The sequence below is a fragment of the Micromonospora sp. NPDC049204 genome (assembly GCF_040647935.1).
Lineage (GTDB): Bacteria > Actinomycetota > Actinomycetes > Mycobacteriales > Micromonosporaceae > Micromonospora.
Genome location: NZ_JBEZDC010000001.1, coordinates 295,265 through 315,755 on the forward strand (window position 1 = coordinate 295,265; position 20,491 = coordinate 315,755).

The 20,491-nt window shown below is 69.9% G+C and carries 16 protein-coding genes; 3 read left to right on the plus strand and 13 right to left on the minus strand.

From position 1 onward, the window contains the following. Positions 1 to 6: 6 nt before the first annotated feature. The 8 genes from AB0A90_RS01450 to AB0A90_RS01485 form a co-directional block, all read right to left on the minus strand. Complete coding sequence (locus tag AB0A90_RS01450) at positions 7 to 3,954, minus strand: ThuA domain-containing protein (protein WP_357239801.1); 3,948 nt, start codon at positions 3,952 to 3,954, stop codon at positions 7 to 9. A gap of 23 nt (positions 3,955 to 3,977) precedes the next feature. Continuing rightward, positions 3,978 to 4,982 (minus strand): multicopper oxidase domain-containing protein, encoded by a 1,005-nt coding sequence (locus AB0A90_RS01455; RefSeq protein ID WP_357239804.1) that lies wholly within the window; start codon positions 4,980 to 4,982, stop codon positions 3,978 to 3,980. A gap of 318 nt (positions 4,983 to 5,300) precedes the next feature. Then, positions 5,301 to 6,140 (minus strand): amino acid ABC transporter ATP-binding protein, encoded by an 840-nt coding sequence (locus tag AB0A90_RS01460; RefSeq protein WP_357239807.1) that lies wholly within the window; start codon positions 6,138 to 6,140, stop codon positions 5,301 to 5,303. 5 nt (positions 6,141 to 6,145) lie between these two features. Next, positions 6,146 to 6,940 (minus strand): amino acid ABC transporter permease, encoded by a 795-nt coding sequence (locus tag AB0A90_RS01465; protein ID WP_357239810.1) that lies wholly within the window; start codon positions 6,938 to 6,940, stop codon positions 6,146 to 6,148. A 77-nt stretch (positions 6,941 to 7,017) separates the two neighbouring features. Then, positions 7,018 to 7,836, minus strand: coding sequence for a basic amino acid ABC transporter substrate-binding protein (locus AB0A90_RS01470; protein WP_357239813.1), 819 nt, complete (start codon positions 7,834 to 7,836; stop codon positions 7,018 to 7,020). 175 nt (positions 7,837 to 8,011) lie between these two features. Continuing rightward, on the minus strand, positions 8,012 to 8,689 hold the full coding sequence (locus tag AB0A90_RS01475; RefSeq protein ID WP_357239816.1) for a hypothetical protein: 678 nt from the start codon (positions 8,687 to 8,689) through the stop codon (positions 8,012 to 8,014). Positions 8,690 to 8,846: 157 nt separating this feature from the next. After that, complete coding sequence (gene katG, locus AB0A90_RS01480; protein ID WP_357239819.1) at positions 8,847 to 11,123, minus strand: catalase/peroxidase HPI; 2,277 nt, start codon at positions 11,121 to 11,123, stop codon at positions 8,847 to 8,849. Next, positions 11,120 to 11,575, minus strand: coding sequence for a Fur family transcriptional regulator (locus AB0A90_RS01485; RefSeq protein ID WP_357239822.1), 456 nt, complete (start codon positions 11,573 to 11,575; stop codon positions 11,120 to 11,122). Before AB0A90_RS01485 ends, katG begins: the two co-directional genes overlap by 4 nt. Positions 11,576 to 11,776: 201 nt before the next feature. On the opposite strand from AB0A90_RS01485, the gene AB0A90_RS01490 reads away from it, so the two are divergent. From AB0A90_RS01490 to AB0A90_RS01500, 3 genes are all read left to right on the plus strand, one after another. Continuing rightward, positions 11,777 to 12,184 carry a YciI family protein gene (locus tag AB0A90_RS01490; RefSeq protein ID WP_357240653.1) on the plus strand — a complete coding sequence of 136 codons (408 nt, stop codon included), beginning with the start codon at positions 11,777 to 11,779 and terminating at the stop codon, positions 12,182 to 12,184. Continuing rightward, a complete protein-coding gene (locus AB0A90_RS01495; RefSeq protein WP_357239825.1) occupies positions 12,181 to 13,323 on the plus strand; it encodes a sigma-70 family RNA polymerase sigma factor in 1,143 nt (380 codons plus the stop codon). The genes AB0A90_RS01490 and AB0A90_RS01495 overlap by 4 nt, the downstream gene beginning before the upstream one ends. Before the next feature lie 429 nt (positions 13,324 to 13,752). Further along, positions 13,753 to 14,775: a glycoside hydrolase family 11 protein gene (locus AB0A90_RS01500; protein WP_357239828.1), complete on the plus strand. Its 1,023-nt coding sequence runs from the start codon at positions 13,753 to 13,755 to the stop codon at positions 14,773 to 14,775. A gap of 111 nt (positions 14,776 to 14,886) precedes the next feature. Here AB0A90_RS01500 and AB0A90_RS01505 read toward each other — a convergent pair whose 3' ends face one another. From AB0A90_RS01505 to AB0A90_RS01525, 5 genes are all read right to left on the minus strand, one after another. Beyond that, the gene (locus AB0A90_RS01505) at positions 14,887 to 16,377 is read right to left on the minus strand and encodes a protein kinase (RefSeq protein ID WP_357239831.1); all 1,491 of its coding nucleotides are present in this window, start codon (positions 16,375 to 16,377) and stop codon (positions 14,887 to 14,889) included. A 99-nt stretch (positions 16,378 to 16,476) separates the two neighbouring features. Further along, positions 16,477 to 17,370 (minus strand): SGNH/GDSL hydrolase family protein, encoded by an 894-nt coding sequence (locus AB0A90_RS01510; protein ID WP_357239834.1) that lies wholly within the window; start codon positions 17,368 to 17,370, stop codon positions 16,477 to 16,479. 122 nt (positions 17,371 to 17,492) lie between these two features. Then, positions 17,493 to 18,167: a hypothetical protein gene (locus tag AB0A90_RS01515; RefSeq protein WP_357239837.1), complete on the minus strand. Its 675-nt coding sequence runs from the start codon at positions 18,165 to 18,167 to the stop codon at positions 17,493 to 17,495. 44 nt (positions 18,168 to 18,211) lie between these two features. After that, positions 18,212 to 18,826, minus strand: coding sequence for a dihydrofolate reductase family protein (locus tag AB0A90_RS01520; RefSeq protein ID WP_357239840.1), 615 nt, complete (start codon positions 18,824 to 18,826; stop codon positions 18,212 to 18,214). Between the two features lie 167 nt (positions 18,827 to 18,993). After that, the gene (locus tag AB0A90_RS01525) at positions 18,994 to 20,439 is read right to left on the minus strand and encodes a non-reducing end alpha-L-arabinofuranosidase family hydrolase (RefSeq protein ID WP_357239843.1); all 1,446 of its coding nucleotides are present in this window, start codon (positions 20,437 to 20,439) and stop codon (positions 18,994 to 18,996) included. Positions 20,440 to 20,491 lie beyond the last annotated feature (52 nt).

Sequence of the window (20,491 nt, forward strand, 5' to 3'; positions counted from 1 at the left end):
TTTCTCCTAGAGTTCCCGCGCGCGGATGTTGCGGAACTCGGCCAGGTCGTTGTCACCGTGGTTCTGCAGACCGATGAAGCCGCGCAGGAACTGCCGCAGATCGGTCGGCGGATCGCCGGCACGGGAGGACTGCTTGCCCGGCGTGTTGTCGAACTCGTTGATCACCACGCCGTTGCGGATCATCGTGTAGTGCTGGCCGACCACGCGGATCTCGTAGTCGTTCCACACGTTCTTCGGGGTGACGCCGGCCTGGGCGAGCGGCACCGAGTCGAAGTTGTAGACCGAACCGGTCTTCTGCGGCTCACCGGTCTCCCCGTCGTAGATCTGGATCTCGTGTCCGCAGTAGATCGCCATCCAGGCCGGCGAGGTCCGGGCCGACCCGACCGTGCCGCAACTGTCCGGTGGCCGCTGGTCGAGAGGGGTTCGCAGGTCCGGGAACCGGACGAAGACTCCGGTGTTGGCCCGTCCGGTGCCCGGCGCGATGTCCCGGAACTGCAGCTTCAGCGAGAAGTCGCCCAGCTCCTTGGTGTGCCAGAGCATGCCCAGGCCGCCACTGGAGCGCAGCGACCCGTCCGGCTGGATGCTGAACGATCCCGTCGGGGCCTGCTGCCAGCCGCGCAGCGACTCGGCGGTGCCGTCGAAGAGCGGCTCGTACCCGGTGTGTCCGGTGCGCCCGATCTCGGACGCGGCGGCCAGCCGGGTCAGCGTGCCGCTCTCGCGGGCGTTGAGCAGACCGTCGTCCTGCAGCGCACGGGTCACCGTGGTCACGTGGCGCACGAAACTGTTGTGGTCGGCCCAGGTGCTCTCGTCGTCGATCAGGTCGTTGACCGTGCAGCCCTGCCCGACCGTGCGGCTGGGCACCCCGGTGTCCGTGTCGCCGAGCCACACGTTCTGCCGGTCGTCCGGCACGGCGCAGCCCACCGTGACCGCGGTCTGCACCGTCGCCTTCTCGCCGTCGGCGTACGTGACGGTGAGCTTCGCGGTGTAGGTGCCGACCTTGGCGTACGTGTGCCGGGGGTTCACCTCGGTGGACGTGGCGCCGTCGCCGAACTCCCACCGGTGGCTGACGCCGCCGGAGCGCGCGCCGTCGAAGGCGATGGTCAGGGGCTTGTTCTGTACGGCCACCGAGGTCGCCGCCGGTGCCGGGGTGGGCGCGCCGCCGGCGTAGGTGATCCGGATCAGCTTCTGGTTGGGGTGCAGGCTGAAGAACCCGCCTCCGTAGTCCAGCAGGTAGAGCGCGCCGTCCGGGCCGAACTTGGCGTCCATCCAGCTCTGCAGCCGGGTGTCGCCGTTACCGCTCGGGATGATGGCGCGCAGCGTCTCGGCGTAGACCGGTGGCGTGGCCGTCGGTACGCCGGCCGGGTCGACGGTCACCGCGACCCGGTTGGCGGCGTTCGACTGGTCGCCGATGAACCACTTCTCGTCCCAGTACGCCGGCCACGCCACCGTGCTGTTCGGGTCGACCCGGTCGCGGTGGTAGGTCGGGCCGGACATGATGGCCTGCCCGCCGCCGCGCAGGTACGGCTGCGTGTAGGTGGCGTCGGCCGCCACGTAGGTGGGCAGGTCGCTGCCGTCGGTGCGCTTCGGGAAGACCGGGCCGCCGCCGTCCGGCGAATACCAGATCATGTTGTCCCGGGCCGCCGGGATGTCCACCAGGCCGGTGTTACGCGGGGACTCGTTCTTCAGGTTGTCGCAGTCGTACCAGCCGGTCAGCACGCTCGCGTCGGTGCTGCTGCGGTCCCGGTACGGCTGCCGGTTGCCCATGCAGTAGGGCCAGCCCTGGTTGCCGGCCGAGGTGATGATGGTGGCGGTCTCGTACTTGGCCGGGCCGAGTGTGGGGCTGGGCGACGAGGCGTCCGGGCCGACCCAGCCGGCGGTCAGCCACTGGTGCTCCGGGTCGATCTGCAGGCGGGCGATGTTGCGCACGCCCATCACGTAGATCTCCGGGCGGGTCTTCTCGGTGCCCGGCGGGAAGAGGTTGCCCTCCGGGATGGTGTACGTGCCGTCGGCCTCCGGGTGGATCCGGATGATCTTGCCAGCGAGGTCGTTGGTGTTGCCCGAGGTACGGCGGGCGTCCTGGAAGGAGATGCCCTGGTACTCCTGGGTCCAGTTGTTGCCGGAGTAGCCCTGGGATCCCTCGGAGGAGTTGTTGTCGCCGGAGCCGACGTAGAGGTTGCCCTTCGCGTCGAACGCCATCCCGCCGCCGGCGTGGCAGCAGCTGTGGATCTGCACGGGGAACTGCAACAGGTCCTTGCGGGTCGCCTGGTCGATGGTCTGCGCCTGCCGGTCGTAGGTGAACCGGGAGACGGTCCGCTGCCCGACCCGCTTGACCCGGTCGATCGACTCGTGCGGCATCCAGTAGACGTAGAGCCAGCCGTTCTCGGCGAACGCGGGGTCGGGCACGATGCCGAGCAGGCCCTCCTCGTTCTTCACCAGCTCGGAGCCGCTGCCCCGGTTGCCCATCACCTCCAGGGTGGTGAGCAGCTTGGCCTGCTTGGTCCGCGGGTCCCAGGAGTGGATGGTGCCGCAGCCCAGGCCGACCTTCGGGTCGTTCCAGTCCGCGATCGGTCCGCTCGGGCACGCCGCCTTGCCGACGTAGAAGACCGTGCCGTCCGGCGCGATGGTGAGCCCGTGCGGCTCGCCGATCTGGTCCAGCTGCCCGGTCTGGTTGGCCGCGGTGAGTCGCTCCACCTTGTAGTTCGCGGCGATGGTGGCCTGGCAGTCGCCGCGTACGCGGCCGGTGGTCCAGTTGAGCGCCCCGGCGAGGTGGGCGCGGAACGCCTCCTCACCGTAGCTGCCCTCGGTGTGGCCCATGCCGGTGTAGAACGACCGGCCACCGTCGTAGTCCCGGCACCAGGACACCGGGTGGAAGGCGCCGTTGGCGGCCGGCCCCGGGTTGTAGTGCCGCTCCTCGACCTGGGCGAGCGTGTGCACCGTGCCGATCGGGTTCGGGTCCCAGTTCTCCCAGCGGTCGGAGCGGGTGACGGTCAACGGCAGTGACGCCGTGGCCGGGTGTTTCCGGTCCAGGATGTCGACCACCGCGCGGTTCACCGCGGGCGGCTCGGGCGTGCTGGTGCTGCCGGTGAACAGGCGCAGATCGGCGAGCTGGATCAGCGGCTCACCGCTGTTCGCGGTGATGTTCAACCGGTAGCGGCTGAACTCCTGCGGCGTGGCGATGTCGAACCGGCGGGTCTGCAACCGGTCCCCGAAGGTCTGCCCGGTGCGTCGGTCCAGATCGGACCAGTTCTGCCCGTCGGTGGAACCCTGCAGGGTCCAGTCCTTCGGGTCCCGCCCGACGAAGTCGTTGGCCGACGTCAACGCGTACCCGGTGATCCGCTTGGGCGCGGCCAGTTGGTACGCCACCCAGGCCGTCGGGGTGCGGACCAGCCACTTGGTGTTGGCGTCGCCGTCGGTCAGCTTCTCCTTGGTCTCGGTCGGCGGGTTCTCGCCGCTGGCGGTCACCGCCGCCACCGGCTCGGCCGCCGGAATGGCGCCCGCCGGGCGGGTGCCGATCAGGCCGGTGAACCAGGCCGAGTCGACCTGGGCGCGGGCGGCGTCGGCGATGCCGACGAACCCGCCGCCGGCCTTCAGGTAGCCCTGTAGCGCCGACTCCTGGTCGCGGTTGAGCGCGGCGCCCGTCGCGGAGAGAAAGACCACGCTGCGGTACGCCGACAGCCCGGCCGCGGTGAAGACACCGGGATCCGTGGTGGCCGTGACATCGATGTCATGACCGGCACCAAGCTGTTTGATGGTGTCGACCGCGCGCGCCACCGGGTCCTGCTGCTCGGCCGCCGGGCCATGGAACACGAGGACCGCTGTCTGCTGCGCCGCCTGCGGGGCGGCTGCCGGTCGTGGCGCGGCCGCCGCTCCCGGTGCGGCTGCCGCCGTCGATGCCGGGATCAGTGCCGTGAAGGCCGCTATCGCGGCAAGGACTCGTCGTGGTTGTCTGGTCATCCCCGTCCCCACTTTCGGTTGGGTCAGCTTCCGTGCGTGTGGGTGTGGCCCTGGAACCGGTGGATCGCCTCCTCGGCGCCCGGCGGCATGCTGCCGTCGGCGTTGCGCACCAGGAAGATCCCGGCCATGCCGCCGTCCGAGTGGTTCTGCACGTGGCAGTGGTACATCCACGCCCCCGGTCCGACTCCCTCCCCCGCCAGCACCTGGAAGCCGAACGAACTGCCCGGATTGAGGTCCTTGTTGTCGATGACCAGGCTCGGGTCGGCCGGCCCCTCCAGCATTCCGGTGCGGTTGTCCGCCCAGCGGTGGGCATGCAGGTGGAAGGTGTGGAACAGGTTGCCGTGCCCGATGGCGATCCACTCCACCCGCTGGCCCAGGTTCGCCTCGAACATGGGCGTCTCCGGTGCCATCCGGTTGTTGATCGACATGTCGTGGAACACGACGGTGAACTGCTTCTCCGGCAGGATGTCGCCCCGCCGGCGGACGATGAGCGCGCCGTACAGCCCCTTGGCCACGCCTGCGGTGCCGTGGTCGGTGCCCATGGCGTGGTCGTGGTAGTGCCAGTAGCCGGCGCTGCCCGGCATGAACCGGCGGCCCGCCGCGGCGACCATCTCCCGCGAGCGCCAGACGTACGTCCGCGTCTCGCCCGGGTTGTTGAACGAGGCGTTCAACGGGCTGCCGTCCGACTCGGTGCTGTAGTCCACCCCGTGCGGATGGATGGAGAGCCGCTGGTTCGTGGTGTTGACCAGGGTGATCTCCAGGGTGTCACCCTCGTACATCTCCAGGAGTGGACCTGGCACGGTGGCCTGGCCAGGCGCCAGGCCGTAGCCGAACAGGCCGCCGGGCAACTGCTCGGCGTAGATGGTGACCTTCTTCGTGACACCGGCGGCGGCCCGTGCGGGGCTGGGGCCGAACGCGGTGCCGATCGCGGGGGCGGCTGCCCCCAGCGCACCGGCGGCGAGCGCCCCGGTGGCGATCAGGGATCTGCGGGACAGATGACGTTGGGAGCCAACGGCATGGTCGTCCATGGGTCTCCGTTCCCGACCGGGCGAAGACGCGACGAGGACAGGGTGCAACGACCGCCGAGCACGGGGGCGGCAGCACGACTGAGGTGAGGCTCGTCGCGGACTTTGCTCGGAAGACTCAGAGCTTTCGGTGGATGTCTGCAACTTATGTAGTCCATCGACGAAAGTCCAGGTCTGGTTGCAAAAAGATTACCTTGACATTACGACGTCTTTCGATTGACATGATCCTGACCTGCCGTCGCCCATCCGACGACGCACAGAACGACGCCGGGCCGCCTCAGCGATGAGGCGGCCCGGCGGACAGACGTACGGGAGGGATCGTCAGAGCTGACGGCGGTCGTCCGCCGGCAGGCCCGACGCCTGCGGCGGCTCCGGCGCCTGGTCAGGCTGACCGAGCTGCGCGACACGGGTCGGATCGAGGACCCGGGAGAGGAACGCACGGGTCCGCTCGTGCTTCGGGTTGCCGAGCACCTCCTGCGGCGGCCCCTGCTCGACCACCACGCCCCCGTCCATGAACACGACCCGGTCGGCGACGTCGCGGGCGAACGCCATCTCGTGCGTCACCACCATCATCGTCATGCCGTCCTCGGCCAGCTTGCGCATGACGGTGAGCACGTCCCCGACCAACTCCGGGTCGAGCGCGGAGGTCGGCTCGTCGAAGAGCATCAGCTTCGGTTCCATCGACAGCGACCGGGCGATCGCCGCCCGCTGCTGCTGCCCGCCGGAGAGTTGCGCCGGGAACGCGTCGGCCTTGTCGGTCAGCCCGACGCGGTCCAGGTTGGCCCGGGCGACGCGCTCCGCCTCGGCCCGGCCGCGCCGCAGCACCCGCCGCTGGGCGATGGTGAGGTTGTTCAGCACGGTCAGGTGCGGGAACAGGTTGAACGCCTGGAAGACCATGCCGATGCCGCGGCGCACCGCGTCGACCTCGACGTCCGGATCGGTCATCTCGACCCCGTTGACCCAGATCCGGCCGGCCGTGGGCTCCTCCAACAGGTCGACGCAGCGCAGCAGCGTCGACTTACCGGACCCGGACGGCCCGATCACGCAGACCACCTCGCCCTGGCCGACCTCGAAGTCGATGCCCTTGAGCACCTCGAGGGACCCGAAGGACTTGTGCAGGTCGCGGATCTCGACGGCCGGGCGGGGTGCAGTGCTCGTCATGCGGGTCACCGGGCCTTGGCGTAGCGGAGTTCGAGGCGGCGTACCACCTGGGACAGCGGCAGGGTGATGATCAGGTAGGCGAGACCGGCCACCAGCAGCGGGGTCGCGTTCACCCGGTCGTTGAGCATGTCCCGACCGAACTTCGTGATCTCGATGGTCTGCGCCGTCACGCCCAGCACGTAGGCCAGCGACGAGTCCTTGGTGAGCAGGATGAGTTCGTTGGTCAGCGGCGGGATCACGATCCGGAACGCCTGCGGAATGACGATCGTGCGCATGGCAGTGAAGTGCGACATGCCGAGGGTCCGGGCCGCCTCCATCTGCCCCTTCGGGACCGCCTGGATGCCGGCCCGGATGGTCTCCGCCATGTACGCCGCGGCGGTCAGGCCGAGACCGATCGCGATCGAGCCGAACACCCCGCCCGGAATCTCCCGCTCCGGAAAGGCGATCGGGATGCCGTACCCGACGAGGAAGAGCACCAGCAGCGCGGGCAGACCCCGGAAGAGCTCGATGTACGCCGTCGCCACCCAGCGGTACGGCGCGACCCGGGACAGCCGCATCAGCGCGAGGACGGTGCCGAACACGAGGCCGAAGGCGAACGCGCCAAGCGTGTACAGGACGGTGTTGCGCAGCGCGACGGTGATGATCGTCGGGAACATCGACTTGATGATGTCGACGCGGAAGAACGCGTCGGCCAACCTGTCCCAGTCCGCGGCGAAGAGCACCGCGGCGATGACGGCGATGAAGACCAGGTACTGGAGCCCGAGGGACAACCGCTCCCGCTGGCGGCGTCGCAGCTTCACGTTCGCTCGTTGCCTTCCCGGAGGTTTACCGACGCGCAGGGCACGCGGATCGCGTGCCCTGCTGGGGGGAGCTTCGATCAGGCGCTCGGCCGCTTGCCGATCCACTTCTCGTAGATCGTGTCATAGGTGCCGTCCTGCTTGGCCTTGGCCAGCGCCTCGTTGATCTTCTTGAGCAGCTCCGGGTTGCCGTCCTTCTTCACCGAGAAGCCGTACTGCTCACCGGTGTCGAACTCGGCGGCCACCTGGAACCCGCCCGGGTTCTTCTTGAGGTACTCGCTCCAGACCGGCAGGTCGTTGATGGCCGCCTCGACCTGGCCGTTGGCGACGGCCTGCTGCTCGGCGGCGAGGTCCTCGAACTCGACGAGCTTGAGACCCTTCTCCGCCTCGAACTTCTTGGCGTAGTCCCGACCGGTGGTGGCCGCCTGGACGCCGAGCTTCTTGCCCCTGAGGTCGTCGAGCGTCTTGTAGGTCTTGCCGGTCTTCACCAGCATCGCCTGGGTGGCGTCGAAGTACGGGTCGGAGAAGTTCATCACCTTCTGCCGCTCCGCGGTGATCGTCATGCCGGCGGCCGCCGCGTCGCACTTGCCGGTGTTCAGGTCCTGACCGGACTTGATCCCCTCGAACGGGGTGTCGATGATCGTCTGCTGCACGCCCAGGTCCTTGGCCACCAGGTCCATGATCTCGACGTCGAAGCCGGTCACCGTGCCGCTGGCGTCCTTGGACTGGAACGGCGGGTACGGCAGGTGGGTGCAGACGGTCAGCTTGCCCGCCTCGACCAGCTTGACCCCGCTCGCCTGGACCTCACTGTCGTCCTTCTTGGCGCATCCCGCGGTTACGGCGAGGGCGGCGACCGCCACGACGAGTCCGGCCTGCCGAACAACGCTCTGGAACCTCACTGCTGTGTCCCTCCGGTTCGGCTCGCCGGTCACCGGAAGCCAGGTTGGTGCTGAGACTTGAGACAGGCGACGGTACCTGATTCGGCGAGTCAGGCCCAGATCGCGCCGGGGTCGTTCGGCCGGTGGGGCGAGCATCGGCGGTTGGAGAATCCGACACCCGGGCAGCAACGAGGCGTCAGCCGCCGGTGCCCTCGGGCGCGCCGTCCGGAGTGAAGGCCCCGCCGTCGGGATCTGTGCTGAGGAACACGTGTTGATGGCCGTGGCCGGCATCGACGCTCACCTGGTCGAGCTGGGTCGCGGCGACCGACCAGATCGTCACGGCCTCGGCCGCCTGCCGCGCGGTGAGGTCCAACAGGGCGGCGCGTTGTGCCGCCGGCACGCTGGCCGCCAGCGCGTAGGAGTCGACGGCCAGGCCGGCCTGCTGGATCGCCCCGCGCAGCCCGCCGCGCGCCACGTTCGTGGCGGTGCTGCCCGACGGTGGGTCGGCGAACGGCTTGGCGGCTTCCCGCATGGTCTCCTGCCACCGCCGGGCCTGCGCCGGATCCGGTGCCCGCCCGGCTGCCGTGTCCGCCTTGAGGGCGGTCAGGACGGGAGCCACCTGGCCGCTGACCGTGCGGGCCGTCTCCGTCAGCTGCACGATCTGCTGCGCGTCCCGCTTCGCGTCGGCCTGTTTGATGCTCGCGATGGACGCCTCGGTGGCGTCCGGACGGCCCACCTGGTAGCCGATCAGTCCACCCACCAGGGCGGTGACCAGTGCGATCGCCCCGGTGACCGCCACGAGGCGCGTGGCCCGGCGGCGACGCACATCGGGGTTGTCGGACAGGTAGGAGGGCCGGCCGGTGCGGCGCGCCATCGCATCTCCTCACATCGATGGTCTGTGGGGCCACAGGTTAGCCGCCACACGTGACGCCCGTCGATAGGGCCGCCGGCATCGAGGTGGCGGTGACGCCGCCCAGAGCCCGACGGGCCCCGGCCGATGGCGATCGGCGGGGCCCGTCGGTGTCCGACTGTCAGGCGATGTCGAACCGGTCCAGCTCCATGACCTTGGTCCAGGCGGCCACGAAGTCGGCCACGAACTTGTCGCGGGCGTCCTGGCTGGCGTAGACCTCCGCGAGCGCGCGCAGCTGCGAGTTGGACCCGAAGATGAGGTCAACCGCGGTGGCGGTCCACTTCACCTCGTCGGTGGCCAGGTCACGGATCTCGTACACGTGCTCGTCGGACTTCGACACGCTCCACCGGGTGCCCGGGGAGAGCAGGTTGGCGAAGAAGTCGTTGCTGAGCACGCCCGGCCGGTCGGTGAGGACGCCGTGCTGGCTGCCGCCGGTGTTGGCGCCCAGCGACCGCAGACCGCCGACGAGGACCGTCATCTCCGGCGCGGTCAGGTTGAGCATGTAGGCACGGTCGATGAGGAGCACCTCCGGCTGGGTCTTCTCGCCCGACCGCAGGTAGTTGCGGAAGCCGTCGGCCCGGGGCTCGAGGACCCGGAACGACTCCGTGTCGGTCTGCTCCTGGGTGGCGTCGGTGCGGCCCGGCCGGAACGGCACGGTCACCTCGACACCGGCGTCCCGCGCCGCCTTCTCGACGGCTGCCGAACCGGCCAGCACGATCAGGTCGGCGAGCGAGATCTTCGCGCCGCCGGCGGCGTTGAAGTCCCGCTGGATGCCCTCCAGGGTGGTCAGGACGGTCGCCAGCTGCTCCGGCTGGTTGACCTCCCAGCTGCGCTGCGGCTCGAGACGGATCCGCGCGCCGTTGGCGCCACCGCGCTTGTCGGTGTGGCGGAAGCTCGCGGCGGACGCCCAGGCGGTGGAGACCAGCTGAGCGGTCGTCAGACCGGAGTCCAGGACCTTCGCCTTGAGCGCGGAAACGTCGGCGTCACCCACGAGCTCGTGGTCGACGGCCGGCACCGGGTCCTGCCAGAGCTGCGGCTCGGCCACCCACGGCCCGAGGAAACGCTCGATCGGACCCATGTCGCGGTGCAACAGCTTGTACCACGCCTTGGCGAAGGCCAGCGCGAACTGGTCGGGGTTCTCCAGGAAGCGACGCGAGATCTTCTCGTACGCCGGGTCGACGCGCAGCGACAGGTCGGTCGTGAGCATCGTCGGCCGGTGCTTCTTCGCCGGGTCGAACGGGTCCGGGATGATCGCCTCGGCGTCCTTGGCGACCCACTGCTTCGCGCCACCCGGGCTGGTGGTGAGCTCCCACTCGTAGCCGAACAGGATCTCGAAGAAGCGGTTGCTCCACTGCGTGGGCACGTCGGTCCACGTCACCTCGAGACCGCTGGTGATCGTGTCGGCGCCCTTGCCGCTGCCGTGGGTGCTCAGCCAGCCCAGGCCCTGCGACTCCAGCGGGGCGCCCTCGGGCTCCGGGCCGACGTGGTTGTCGGCGACGGCGGCACCGTGGGTCTTGCCGAAGGTGTGACCACCGGCGATGAGAGCGACGGTCTCCTCGTCGTTCATGGCCATCCGGCCGAAGGTCTCGCGGATGAAGTGCGCCGCCGCGGCCGGGTCCGCGTTACCGCGCGGGCCCTCCGGGTTGACGTAGATCAGACCCATCTCGGTCGAGCCGACGCCGGCCGCCATCTCCTTCTCGGAGGCGTAGCGCTCGTCGCCCAGCCAGGTGTCCTCCGGACCCCAGAAGATCTCCTCGGGCTCCCAGACGTCCTCACGACCGAAGCCGAAGCCGAAGGTCTTGAAGCCCATCGACTCCAAGGCCACGTTGCCGGCGAGCACGAGCAGGTCGGCCCAGGAGATCTGCTGGCCGTACTTCTGCTTGACCGGCCACAGCAACCGCCGGGCCTTGTCCAGGTTGGCGTTGTCCGGCCAGCTGTTCAGCGGCGCGAAACGCTGCCCACCGTCTCCGGCTCCACCGCGGCCGTCCTCGATGCGGTACGTGCCGGCGGCGTGCCAGCTCATCCGGATCATCAGGCCGCCGTAGTGGCCGAAGTCAGCCGGCCACCACTCCTGCGAGGTGGTGAGGACCTCGGTGATGTCGCGCTTGAGGGCCTCGACGTCGAGCTTGGCGAACTCCTTGGCGTAGCTGAAGTTCTCCCCCAGCGGGTTGCCCTTGGACGAGTGGGCGTGCAACACCGAGAGGTCGAGCTGGTTGGGCCACCAGTCCCGGTTGGTGCGCGGACGACCGCCGGTCTTCGGAGTCGGCGAGTCGATCGCCGGGTTCTCGCTCTCGCTGCCGTGCGCGGTCACCGAGTCGTGCGCGACCGGGCAACCCGCGGCTGCCTTCTGGTCCACGCCCTGCGCACTGGTGGGGCCGTTGTCCTGGGTGTCGCTCATGTACTTCCTTCCGAGCTTGCGGATCTCTGGGGCATGCGTTCGGTCGCGCAGTCGGGACAGATGCCCCAGTAGACGACCTCCGCCTCGTCGATCACGAAACCGTGGTCGACCGAGGCGGTGAGACAGGGGGCGTGACCGACGGCGCACTCGACGTCGGCGATCGCGCCGCAGGAGCGGCACACGACATGGTGGTGGTTGTCCGCGACCCGGGACTCGTAGCGGGCGGTCGCGCCGGCCGGCTGGATGCGCCGCACCAGACCAGCGTCGGTGAGCACGCGCAGCACGTCGTACACCGCTTGGTGGGAGACCGTGGGATGATCCGCCCGAACCAGCGCGATCACCGCGTCCGTGCCGATGTGCGGGTGATCGCGCAACGCCGCGAGCACCGCCAGTCGGGGCCGGGTGACGCGCAGCGAGGCGGCCCGCAGTTGCGCCTCGAAGTCGACCATCACCCGGCGACACTAGCCCACTATTCTGGAACCAATCAAGTTTCCGCCGGTTTCCGCGCCGCCGTGTCGACCGATTTCCGCCGCGCTGCGCGGCGAGAGTAAAAATAGTCCGGGCGGCCGTGTCGAGAACCGCCGACCGGCTCCGTCCCCGGGGTGCACGTGGCCACGAACGGCCGTACCCGCACCCGCACCGAGGAGAACACGATGGCGAAGTACCTGCTGCTCAAGCACTACCGCGGCGGCCCGACCGCGGTCAACGACGTACCCATGGACCAGTGGACGCCGGAGGAGATCACGGCGCACGTGACGTACATGCGGGACTTCGCGGCACGGCTCGAGCAGACCGGCGAGTTCGTCGACGGCCAGGCCCTCGCCCCCGAGGGCGCCTGGGTTCGCTACGACGGCGAGGGTCGCCCGCCGGTCACCGACGGCCCCTTCGCCGAGACCAAGGACCTCATCGCCGGCTGGATGACGATCGACGTCGACAGCTACGAACGCGCCGTCGAGCTTGCCGGGGAGCTGTCCGCCGCCCCCGGCAAGGACGGCAGGCCGATCCACGAGTGGCTCGAGCTGCGCCCGTTCCTGACCGAGCCGCCCACCATCACGGAGTGAACGAGGCGCTGATCCGGAGTCTCACGCCGAGCGTGCTCGGGGTCCTCGTCCGCCGCGGAGCCGACTTCGCGGCGGCCGAGGACGCCGTCCAGGACGCGCTGGTGGAGGCGGTCCGCGTCTGGGCGGTCGAGCCGCCACGGGACCCGAAGGGCTGGTTGGTCACCGTGGCCTGGCGCCGGTTCCTCGACGCGACCCGGGCGGACGCGGCCCGCCGTCGGCGTGAGGACCTCGTCGACGAGGAGCCCCCACCCGGGCCCACCCCGGCGGTGGACGACACGCTCCAGCTCTACTTCCTGTGCGCCCACCCGTCGCTGACCCCGGCGTCCGCGGTCGCGCTCACGCTGCGCGCCGTGGGCGGGCTGACCACCCGCCAGATCGCCCAGGCCTACCTGGTGCCGGAGGCGACCATGGCGCAGCGCATCAGCCGGGCCAAACGCACCGTCTCCGGGGTGCGCTTCGACCAGCCCGGCGACGTCGCCACGGTGCTGCGCGTCCTCTACCTGGTCTTCAACGAGGGCTACTCCGGCGACGTCGACCTCGCCGCCGAGGCGATCCGGCTCACCCGGCAGCTCGCGGCCGCCATCGATCACCCCGAGGTGGCGGGGCTGCTCGCCCTCATGCTGCTGCACCACGCCCGCCGCGCCGCCCGGACGGGACCCGACGGCAACCTGGTGCCGCTGGCCGAGCAGGACCGCGGCCGATGGAACACCGCGTCGATCGCCGAGGGCGTCGAGATCCTCCAGGCGGCACTCGCCCGCGACCGACTGGGCGAGTTCCAGGCCCAGGCCGCCATCGCGGCCCTGCACGCCGACGCGCCCACCGCCGAGGAGACCGACTGGGTGCAGATCGTCGAGTGGTACGACGAACTCGCGCGGCTGACCGACAGCCCGATCGTCCGGCTCAATCGCGCGGTGGCCGTCGGTGAGGCCGACGGCCCGCGCGCCGGTCTCGCGGCGCTCGCGGCGCTGGACGACGCGCTGCCCCGGTTCACGGCGGTCGCCGCGTACCTGCACGAGCGCGACGGCAGTGTGGCGACGGCCGCCCGGCTGTACGCCGAGGCGGCCCGGAAGGCGTCCAACCTGCCCGAGCGCGACCACCTGACCCGCCAGGCCGCCCGGCTCAACGCCCGCCGGGGCTGACCGGGTGCCCGGCCGGCTCGGCACCCGTCGACCGCCGGACCGATTGGGGTCCGGAAAGTCTCCGGAAGTTTCCGAACACCGCTTCCGGCAGCCTCTTCGGTCAGTGCCACTCAGCCACGGGAACCAGGGCTTCTGATCGATTACTGACCTGGTTAGACATCGGTCCGCAGCAGACCTTCGGTCACCACGAGGTTGCGGCTGTGTTTCCGAAAATTGTTGACAAGTCGACGGCCTGGTTAATACGGTCGCCATCGACGGGGCTCAATCGCCGTCAGCACAGTCACCGCGACCCACTCCTCCGGTCGTCGCGAAGAACGACCGGCACCACCACGCGGTACGACGCGGAGGGCCGTCCCAGGCCACCGACACACCCCGCGGGCCGTACCGCACTGCTGGCCCCCGCCAGCCGTCACCAGGAGGCACAGTTACATGACCGACACCAGCCACACCACACCGAGAAGGCGCGGCCGCATGCGGCTGCTTCTCGGCGCCGCATGCTCCGTCGTCCTGGCCGTCACCGGCACGATGACGGCCACCAACGCGTACGCCGAGGCCGACCGGACCCTCACCTCGAGCCTCACCGGCACCCACAACGGGTACTACTTCTCGTTCTGGAAGGACAGCGGCAACGCCAGCATGACGCTGCGCGCCGACGGCCGATACTCCAGCAGTTGGGACCGGAGCACCAACAACTGGGTCGGCGGCAAGGGTTGGGCCACCGGCAACCGACGGACGGTCAGCTACTCGGGCACCTACAACCCGGGCAACAACAACACCTACCTCGCCCTGTACGGATGGACGCGCAACCCGCTCATCGAGTACTACGTGGTGGAGAACTTCGGCAGCTACAACCCGAGCAGCGGCGCCACCCGGATGGGCACGGTCACCACTGACGGCGGCACGTACGACATCCTTCGCAGCCAGCGGGTCAACGCCCCGTCGATCGACGGCAACCAGACGTTCTACCAGTTCTGGAGCGTCCGCCAGCAGAAGCGTTCGAGTGGCACCATCACCACCGCCAACCACTTCGACGCCTGGGCCCGCGCCGGCCTGAACCTCGGCACCAACCACAGCTACCAGGTCATGGCCACCGAGGGCTACCAGAGCAGCGGCAGCTCCGACATCACCGTCCGGGAGGGCGGGGGCAGCAACCCGACCTCGGGACCCACCACCGGCAACCCGGGGACCGGCAACTGCAACGCGACGATCTCCGCCGGTCAGCAGTGGGGTGACCGGTTCAACCTCAACGTCGCGGTCAGCGGCACCAACAACTGGGTCGTCAGCCTCGGCCTGGGCGGCGGCCAGAGCATCCAGAACAGCTGGAACGCCTCGGTCAGCGGCACCAGCGGCACCGTCACCGCGACACCGAACGGCAACGGCAACAACTTCGGGATAACGGTCATGGCCAACGGCAACTGGAACTGGCCGACGGTCACCTGCCGTACCAGTTGAGCCTGCTCAGCGTCTGACAGCACACCACTGGCGTGGCGGCTCCGGCCGCCACGCCAGTCCGCGTCCTGGTACCACGTGGGGCCGGGCGGCGGGATCGATGGCCGTCGTCGGTCAGCCCTGCGGCGCCGTGGTGCCGCCGGCTGCCGACTCCCCCACCGTCGGTCCCTCGGACGGGTCCTCCCCGGCTTCCCCGGACGGGTCCTCCGTCGGCCCCTGCGTCGACTCTTCCGCCGGCCCGCCGGTCGACTCCTCCGTCGGCTTGCCCGTCGACTCCTTCGTCGGTGCCGCCGTCGGTCCGTCCGTCGGATCCGCCGTCGGTTCCGCGTCGGCGCTCTCGGACGTGGCGGGGGTGGAGGCATCCGCCCCGCTGTCGGCTGGCGGTGCGGACTGCCCTGCCGGCCCCGCGCCGGCGGGACGGGAGGCCGTCGGGGTCGGAGATCCGGAGGCGCGAACCGGCACGCCGGCGGAACTGTTCGTGGCCGGTTGGCCACCGCCGCCACCGGGGCCGGGGTCTCCCTGCGGCGCCACCGAGCGCGGCACCGCGGGAGGCGTCGAGGGTCGCCCGGTCGGGCCGGACATCATCCCGGTGGGATCGGCGAGCACCAGTACGGCAGCCCCGGCGGCCAACGCGCCGAACAGCACCGCGAGCGTCCGAGGTCCAGGGCCGGTCGCCCGACTCGGCGCGGCACCGACACCGGGCCGCCGCACGGCCGGGTGTGCCACACCGGCCTGGATCGCCGTCACCTCGGTGGCGGCCCGGAGCACCTCCGCGGAGGCGCCCGCGAAGGGCTGCGCCGCGATGGCCAGGTCCGCCGCCGACGGGAATCGGCGGGAGGGGTCCTTGGCCATCGCGGTGGCCACCAACCGCCGGACCGCCGCCGGGATGCCGTCGGGCAGCGGCGCGGGTTCCTCCTCCAGGTGCCGCAGTGCCACCGCGACGGCGTTCTCGCCCTGGTGCGGGGGCCGACCGGCGAGGCAGTGGTAGGCGACCGCCCCCAGCGCGTAGATGTCGATCGCCGGCGTCGTCTCGTTCTTCGAGACCTGCTCCGGTGCCATGTACAGGGCGGTGCCGACGACCTGGTTCGTCCCGGTCAGGCTCGCCGCCTCCGAGGTCACGGCAACCCCGAAATCAACGAGTACGACGTGCCCGTCCGGCTCAATGATCAGGTTGTTGGGTTTGACGTCACGATGGACGACCCCGGCGTCATGGGCGGCCTGGAGGGCACGGGCGGTCTGCGCGACGATCGACATCGTCTCGGCCACGTCCAGCCGGCCGACCTCGGCGATCCGCTCCGACAGGGGTTGCCCCTGCACACACTCCATCACGATGTAGGCGAGGACCGGCTCTCCGGACCGGGACACCTCGCCGTAGTCGTAGACCTGGGCGACACCGGGGTGACGCAGGGCCGCCATCGCGCGCGCCTCGCGGCGGAACCGCTCGCCGAAGCCGGCGTCGCTGACCAACCGGGCCTGCAGCATCTTGACCGCCACACAGCGGTCCAGGGTTTCGTCGACGGCCCGCCAGACGTCCCCCATACCGCCGCTGGCGATGCTTTCGACCAGGCGGTAACGGTCTCCGACGAGTTGCCCCATATCCGGCATGAGACCTCCGGTACCCCGGATCCGCCGATCCCAAGCACCCGATCGCCGACGCCGGCCCCGTCGCGGCGCGACGGGGCCGGGTCGCCCGGTTTCGAGCGGTCAGCTGTTCAGGCTGTTGAGCAGGGCGGTTGCCATGCCCTGTTCACCTCGGGCGTTCGGGTGGAAGGGGGCGGCCGAGTTCTGTGGCACCAGCCCCTCGATCCACCGGGTGCCGCTGCTCTTGCACGCGTCGCGCCCGATGGACGGGGCGTAGACGTCGGCGTAGGTGGCGCCGTTGGCGGTCGCCGTGCTCGCCAGCATCGCGTTCAGCGACTTCTCGACGCCGCGCAGGTACGGCACGTCCTGGTAGGCGATCGGAACGACCGGCCAGCAGCCGTAACCGCTGTCCGGCAGAATCGCCGGGTACCCGAGGACCACGACCCGCGCGTTCGGCGCGGCCTGCCGGACCGCCTGCAACACGGCCGTCACCTTCGGCGTGGCGGCGGTGATCCGTGCCTGCAACTGGTCGACGCCTCCGGCGGTGTAGCGGTTTTTGCACGGTGACCCGAGGGGGCTGCTGAGGCTCGCCTCCGCGCATTCGCCGATGATGCCGGAGAAGCCGATGTCGTTGCCGCCGATCTGCACCGTCACCAGGGCCGTGGTGGAGGTGACCGCGCTGAGCTGCGGTGGCAGCGTGCCGCCCAACGCGCCGCTGCCCCCGTAGAGGATGTCGTCGGTGGTGGCGCCGGAGCAGCTCACGTCGGCGACCGACGACGAGCCCGCGGCGGCGGCCACCAGTGACGGGTAGTTGCGGTTGGAGCGCAGACAGTTCAGGTCGACCTGGGTGGGGATGAGCGGACCTGAGGTGTACGAGTCGCCGAGCGCGACGTACCGGCCGGCGGGGACGGCGGCGCTGGCGGGTGTGGCGACGGTGAGCAGCACGCCGGCGGCGGCCAGGGTGAGTGCGGCCAGCCGGGTGGCTGCCCGCAGGCGGGGCAGGCGGGGACGGGTCATGACGCCTCCCAGAGGGATCACGGGGGTGGTGGTGCCGAGATCCTGTCGCCGACGACGACGAACGTCAATATTGATGACCCTCATTAATTGACGTTCCGAGGTGTGGGATGGCGCGGTGGTGCTCAGACCAGGGGCGCGTACCACTGGGCGCCGGTGACCCGGATCCGCCGGGCGGGGTCGCGATCCCACTCGACCCGCATGCCGTGCCTGCGCAGCACCGGGAACACGATGTCGTCCAGCAGGTGATCCAGGTCGGCCCGGTAGCTGGCCTGCTGCTCGGCCTCCGGCAGCTCGGCGAAGGCGGCCTCGTCGAAGCCGACAGTCGGGTAGGCGCCGTAGCCGAGGTAGACCTCCCCGTCCTCGCTGGCGACCAACCACCCGGTGTCCTGCTGGTGGTAGAAGAGATAGCCGTGCCAGTGCCGGGACTCGTCACACTCGTCATCGATCTCGGCGCTCGCGCAGCTGCCACAACAGCCGAAGTCCTCCCGGGCAACCACACCCAACTCGTTGAGCTCGGCGAAGGCGCGGGTGAGATTGCCGCGCACCTCACCCCACCCCCGCTGCTGCTCCTGCCGAGCAGCCAACGCCTTCGTGTACGCCGCGGCGAGCTCCTCGCCGGTAGCGCCGCAACGCTCGTCCTCGTCGTCGAAGACGTGGACGAACTCGTCGGCGTCGGTCACCCCCCGAACGATCCAGGCCCAGAGCGCGTCCTCGATCGCGGTGCGCCCCGGCTCGGGGATCCGATCGGTCAGGAACCGGGCGCCCTCGGGGCGGTCGTTGTGTGTCCATCCAGTCACGACGACGATCGTCACACGGGCCTACGACGTTCCCGCGACGGTGGCTACTGCCCGGCCGGCACCTGGTCCCTGACGTCGTCGTAGCCGGCCTTCCCCGGTGCCGCAGCCGGCGCGTAGATCACGCGCAGCACGCCCGTCGGAAACGCCTCGGTCGCCACCACCCGCAGGTGGTACGCCGTGTCACCCTCGTCGAACAGCTTGCGGCCCTTCCGCGCCGCCACCGGATGCACCAGCAGGCGCAGCTCGTCGACGAGCCCCGCGGCCAGCAGCTGCTGCACGACGGAGATGGACCCGGGGACGAGGATGCCGCGTACCCCGTCATCGGCCTTGAGCGACGTGACGGCACCAACGAGGTCACCGGCGATCAGCTCGGAGTTGCGCCAGGAGAACTCCAGCGGTTGGCGCGACACGACGACCTTGCGCACGTCCCCGAGTTGCTTGGCGAACGGTGCGTCCTCCCCGCCCGCGGCCTCACGCTCGGGCCAGGCGCCGGCGAAGCTGTCGTAGGTCTCCCGGCCGATCAGCAGCACGTCGGCGGTCTCGTAGTCCTCGGTGACGGCGCGGCCCATGTTCTCGTCGAAGTACGGGAAGTGCCAGTCGGGGTCGATCTCGGCCACCCCGTCGGCCGAGATGAACAGTGTGGAGATGACCTTTGCCATCGCGGAAAACCCTTCAGCTCAGGTGATGTCGCAGGTAGACCGGCGCATCATCCCAAACTCTCCCGTCAGCGTCCGCCCCTCATGAAGACTTCGGCGTTTCGCGCCCGTGCCGGCGGACGGGGTGGGCGGGCTCGGCGTTTCGCCGAGCCCGCCCGGGATCAGGAGTGTCAGCGCTGGAGGGTGAGCAGACCCGGCCGGTACGGCAGGAGGCCGTAGTCGACGCCGTCGGAGCTGGGGGAACGACCCTGGTAGAGCAACTGGAGGTTGCAGGCGTCGACCGTCATCGTCTGGTCGGCGTTGGTGCGCAGCAGCTCACCGTGGCTGATGTCGTTGGTCCAGGTGGCACCACTGTTGACCTTGCCGGCGAACGGGTTGCTCTGCGTCGCGGCCTGCGGCGTCCACGTACCGTTGAGGCTGGTCGCCGTGAACGAGCGGAAGTAGCGGCCGGTCGAGCCGATCGCCTCGACGATCATGAGGTACTTGTTCAGACCCTTCAGCTTGTAGACCTGCGGAGCCTCGAACAGGTTGTTCTGTGTGTCACTCATGATGGTCGTGTAACTGCTGCCGAAGTTGCCGGGGAAGTTCCCGATCGGCATGCTGGCCCGGTAGATCTTGCCGTTGTCGCCGGCGAAGAACAGGTACATGTTCGTGTCGTCGGCGATGAGCGCCTGGTCGATCGGCCCCGTGCCCGAACCGGTGATGCTCCCGGTGAACAGCGTCTGCGGCGCCGACCAGCCGTTCGGGTTGGTCGGGTTGGTCGAGGTCCGGTACGAGAACGCCGGTCCACCCCACTGGTAGGCGAGCACCCAGATGTTCTTCGGCGCGAAGTAGAACAACGACGGCGCGACGGTCCCCGAGTTCATCCCGGTCTGGGTGGCCGAGGCCATCTGCGAGTAGTTGTTGAAGAGGCTGAAGTTCATCGAACCCCAGCGGTCCCCGAAGTCGTGCGTGGTGGCGTAGACCAACTGCTGACCGTTGTAGGGCGCGACGGTGAAGTCCTTGAGCGACACCCAACCCGACTTCGGAGTCGCCAACACGCCACTCGACGACCAGCGGTACGTCGAGGGAAGGTCGCACGGGGTGGGCGGCGGGGTCGTCGGAGGCGGCGTCGTGGGTGGCGGAGTGGTCGGCGGCGGGCTCGTCGGGGGCGGGCTCGTCGGGGGCGGGCTCGTCGGCGGCGGGGTCGTCGGCGGCGTGCCATCACCGCACGTCACGCCGTTCAGGGCGAAGCTTGTCGGCGCGGGGTTGCTGCCCGTCCACGATCCGTTGAAACCGAACGACACCGTGGCGTTGGTGCCGATCGAGCCGTTGTAGCTCACGTTCCTCGCGGTGACCGCGGAGCCGCTCTGCGTCAGCGACGTGTTCCACGACTGAGTGACGGTCTGCCCGGCCGCGTACGACCACGTCAACGTCCAACTTGTCACCGGATCACCCAGGTTGGTGATCGCCACGTTGGCGCCGAAGCCGCCCTGCCACTGCGACGAGACGGCGTAGTTCACCGAGCAGCCGGCCGCTGCGGCACCGGCCGGCAGCGCCGCGACAACCGTCGCCGACACGAGCAGGGCAACGCCGGCCGACGCCAGACCGACATTGGTGAATCTGGATCTGGTCATAGAGCACCTTCCTGAGGGGACGGCGGCCATGCATTGGCGGCGGTCGCTGGCG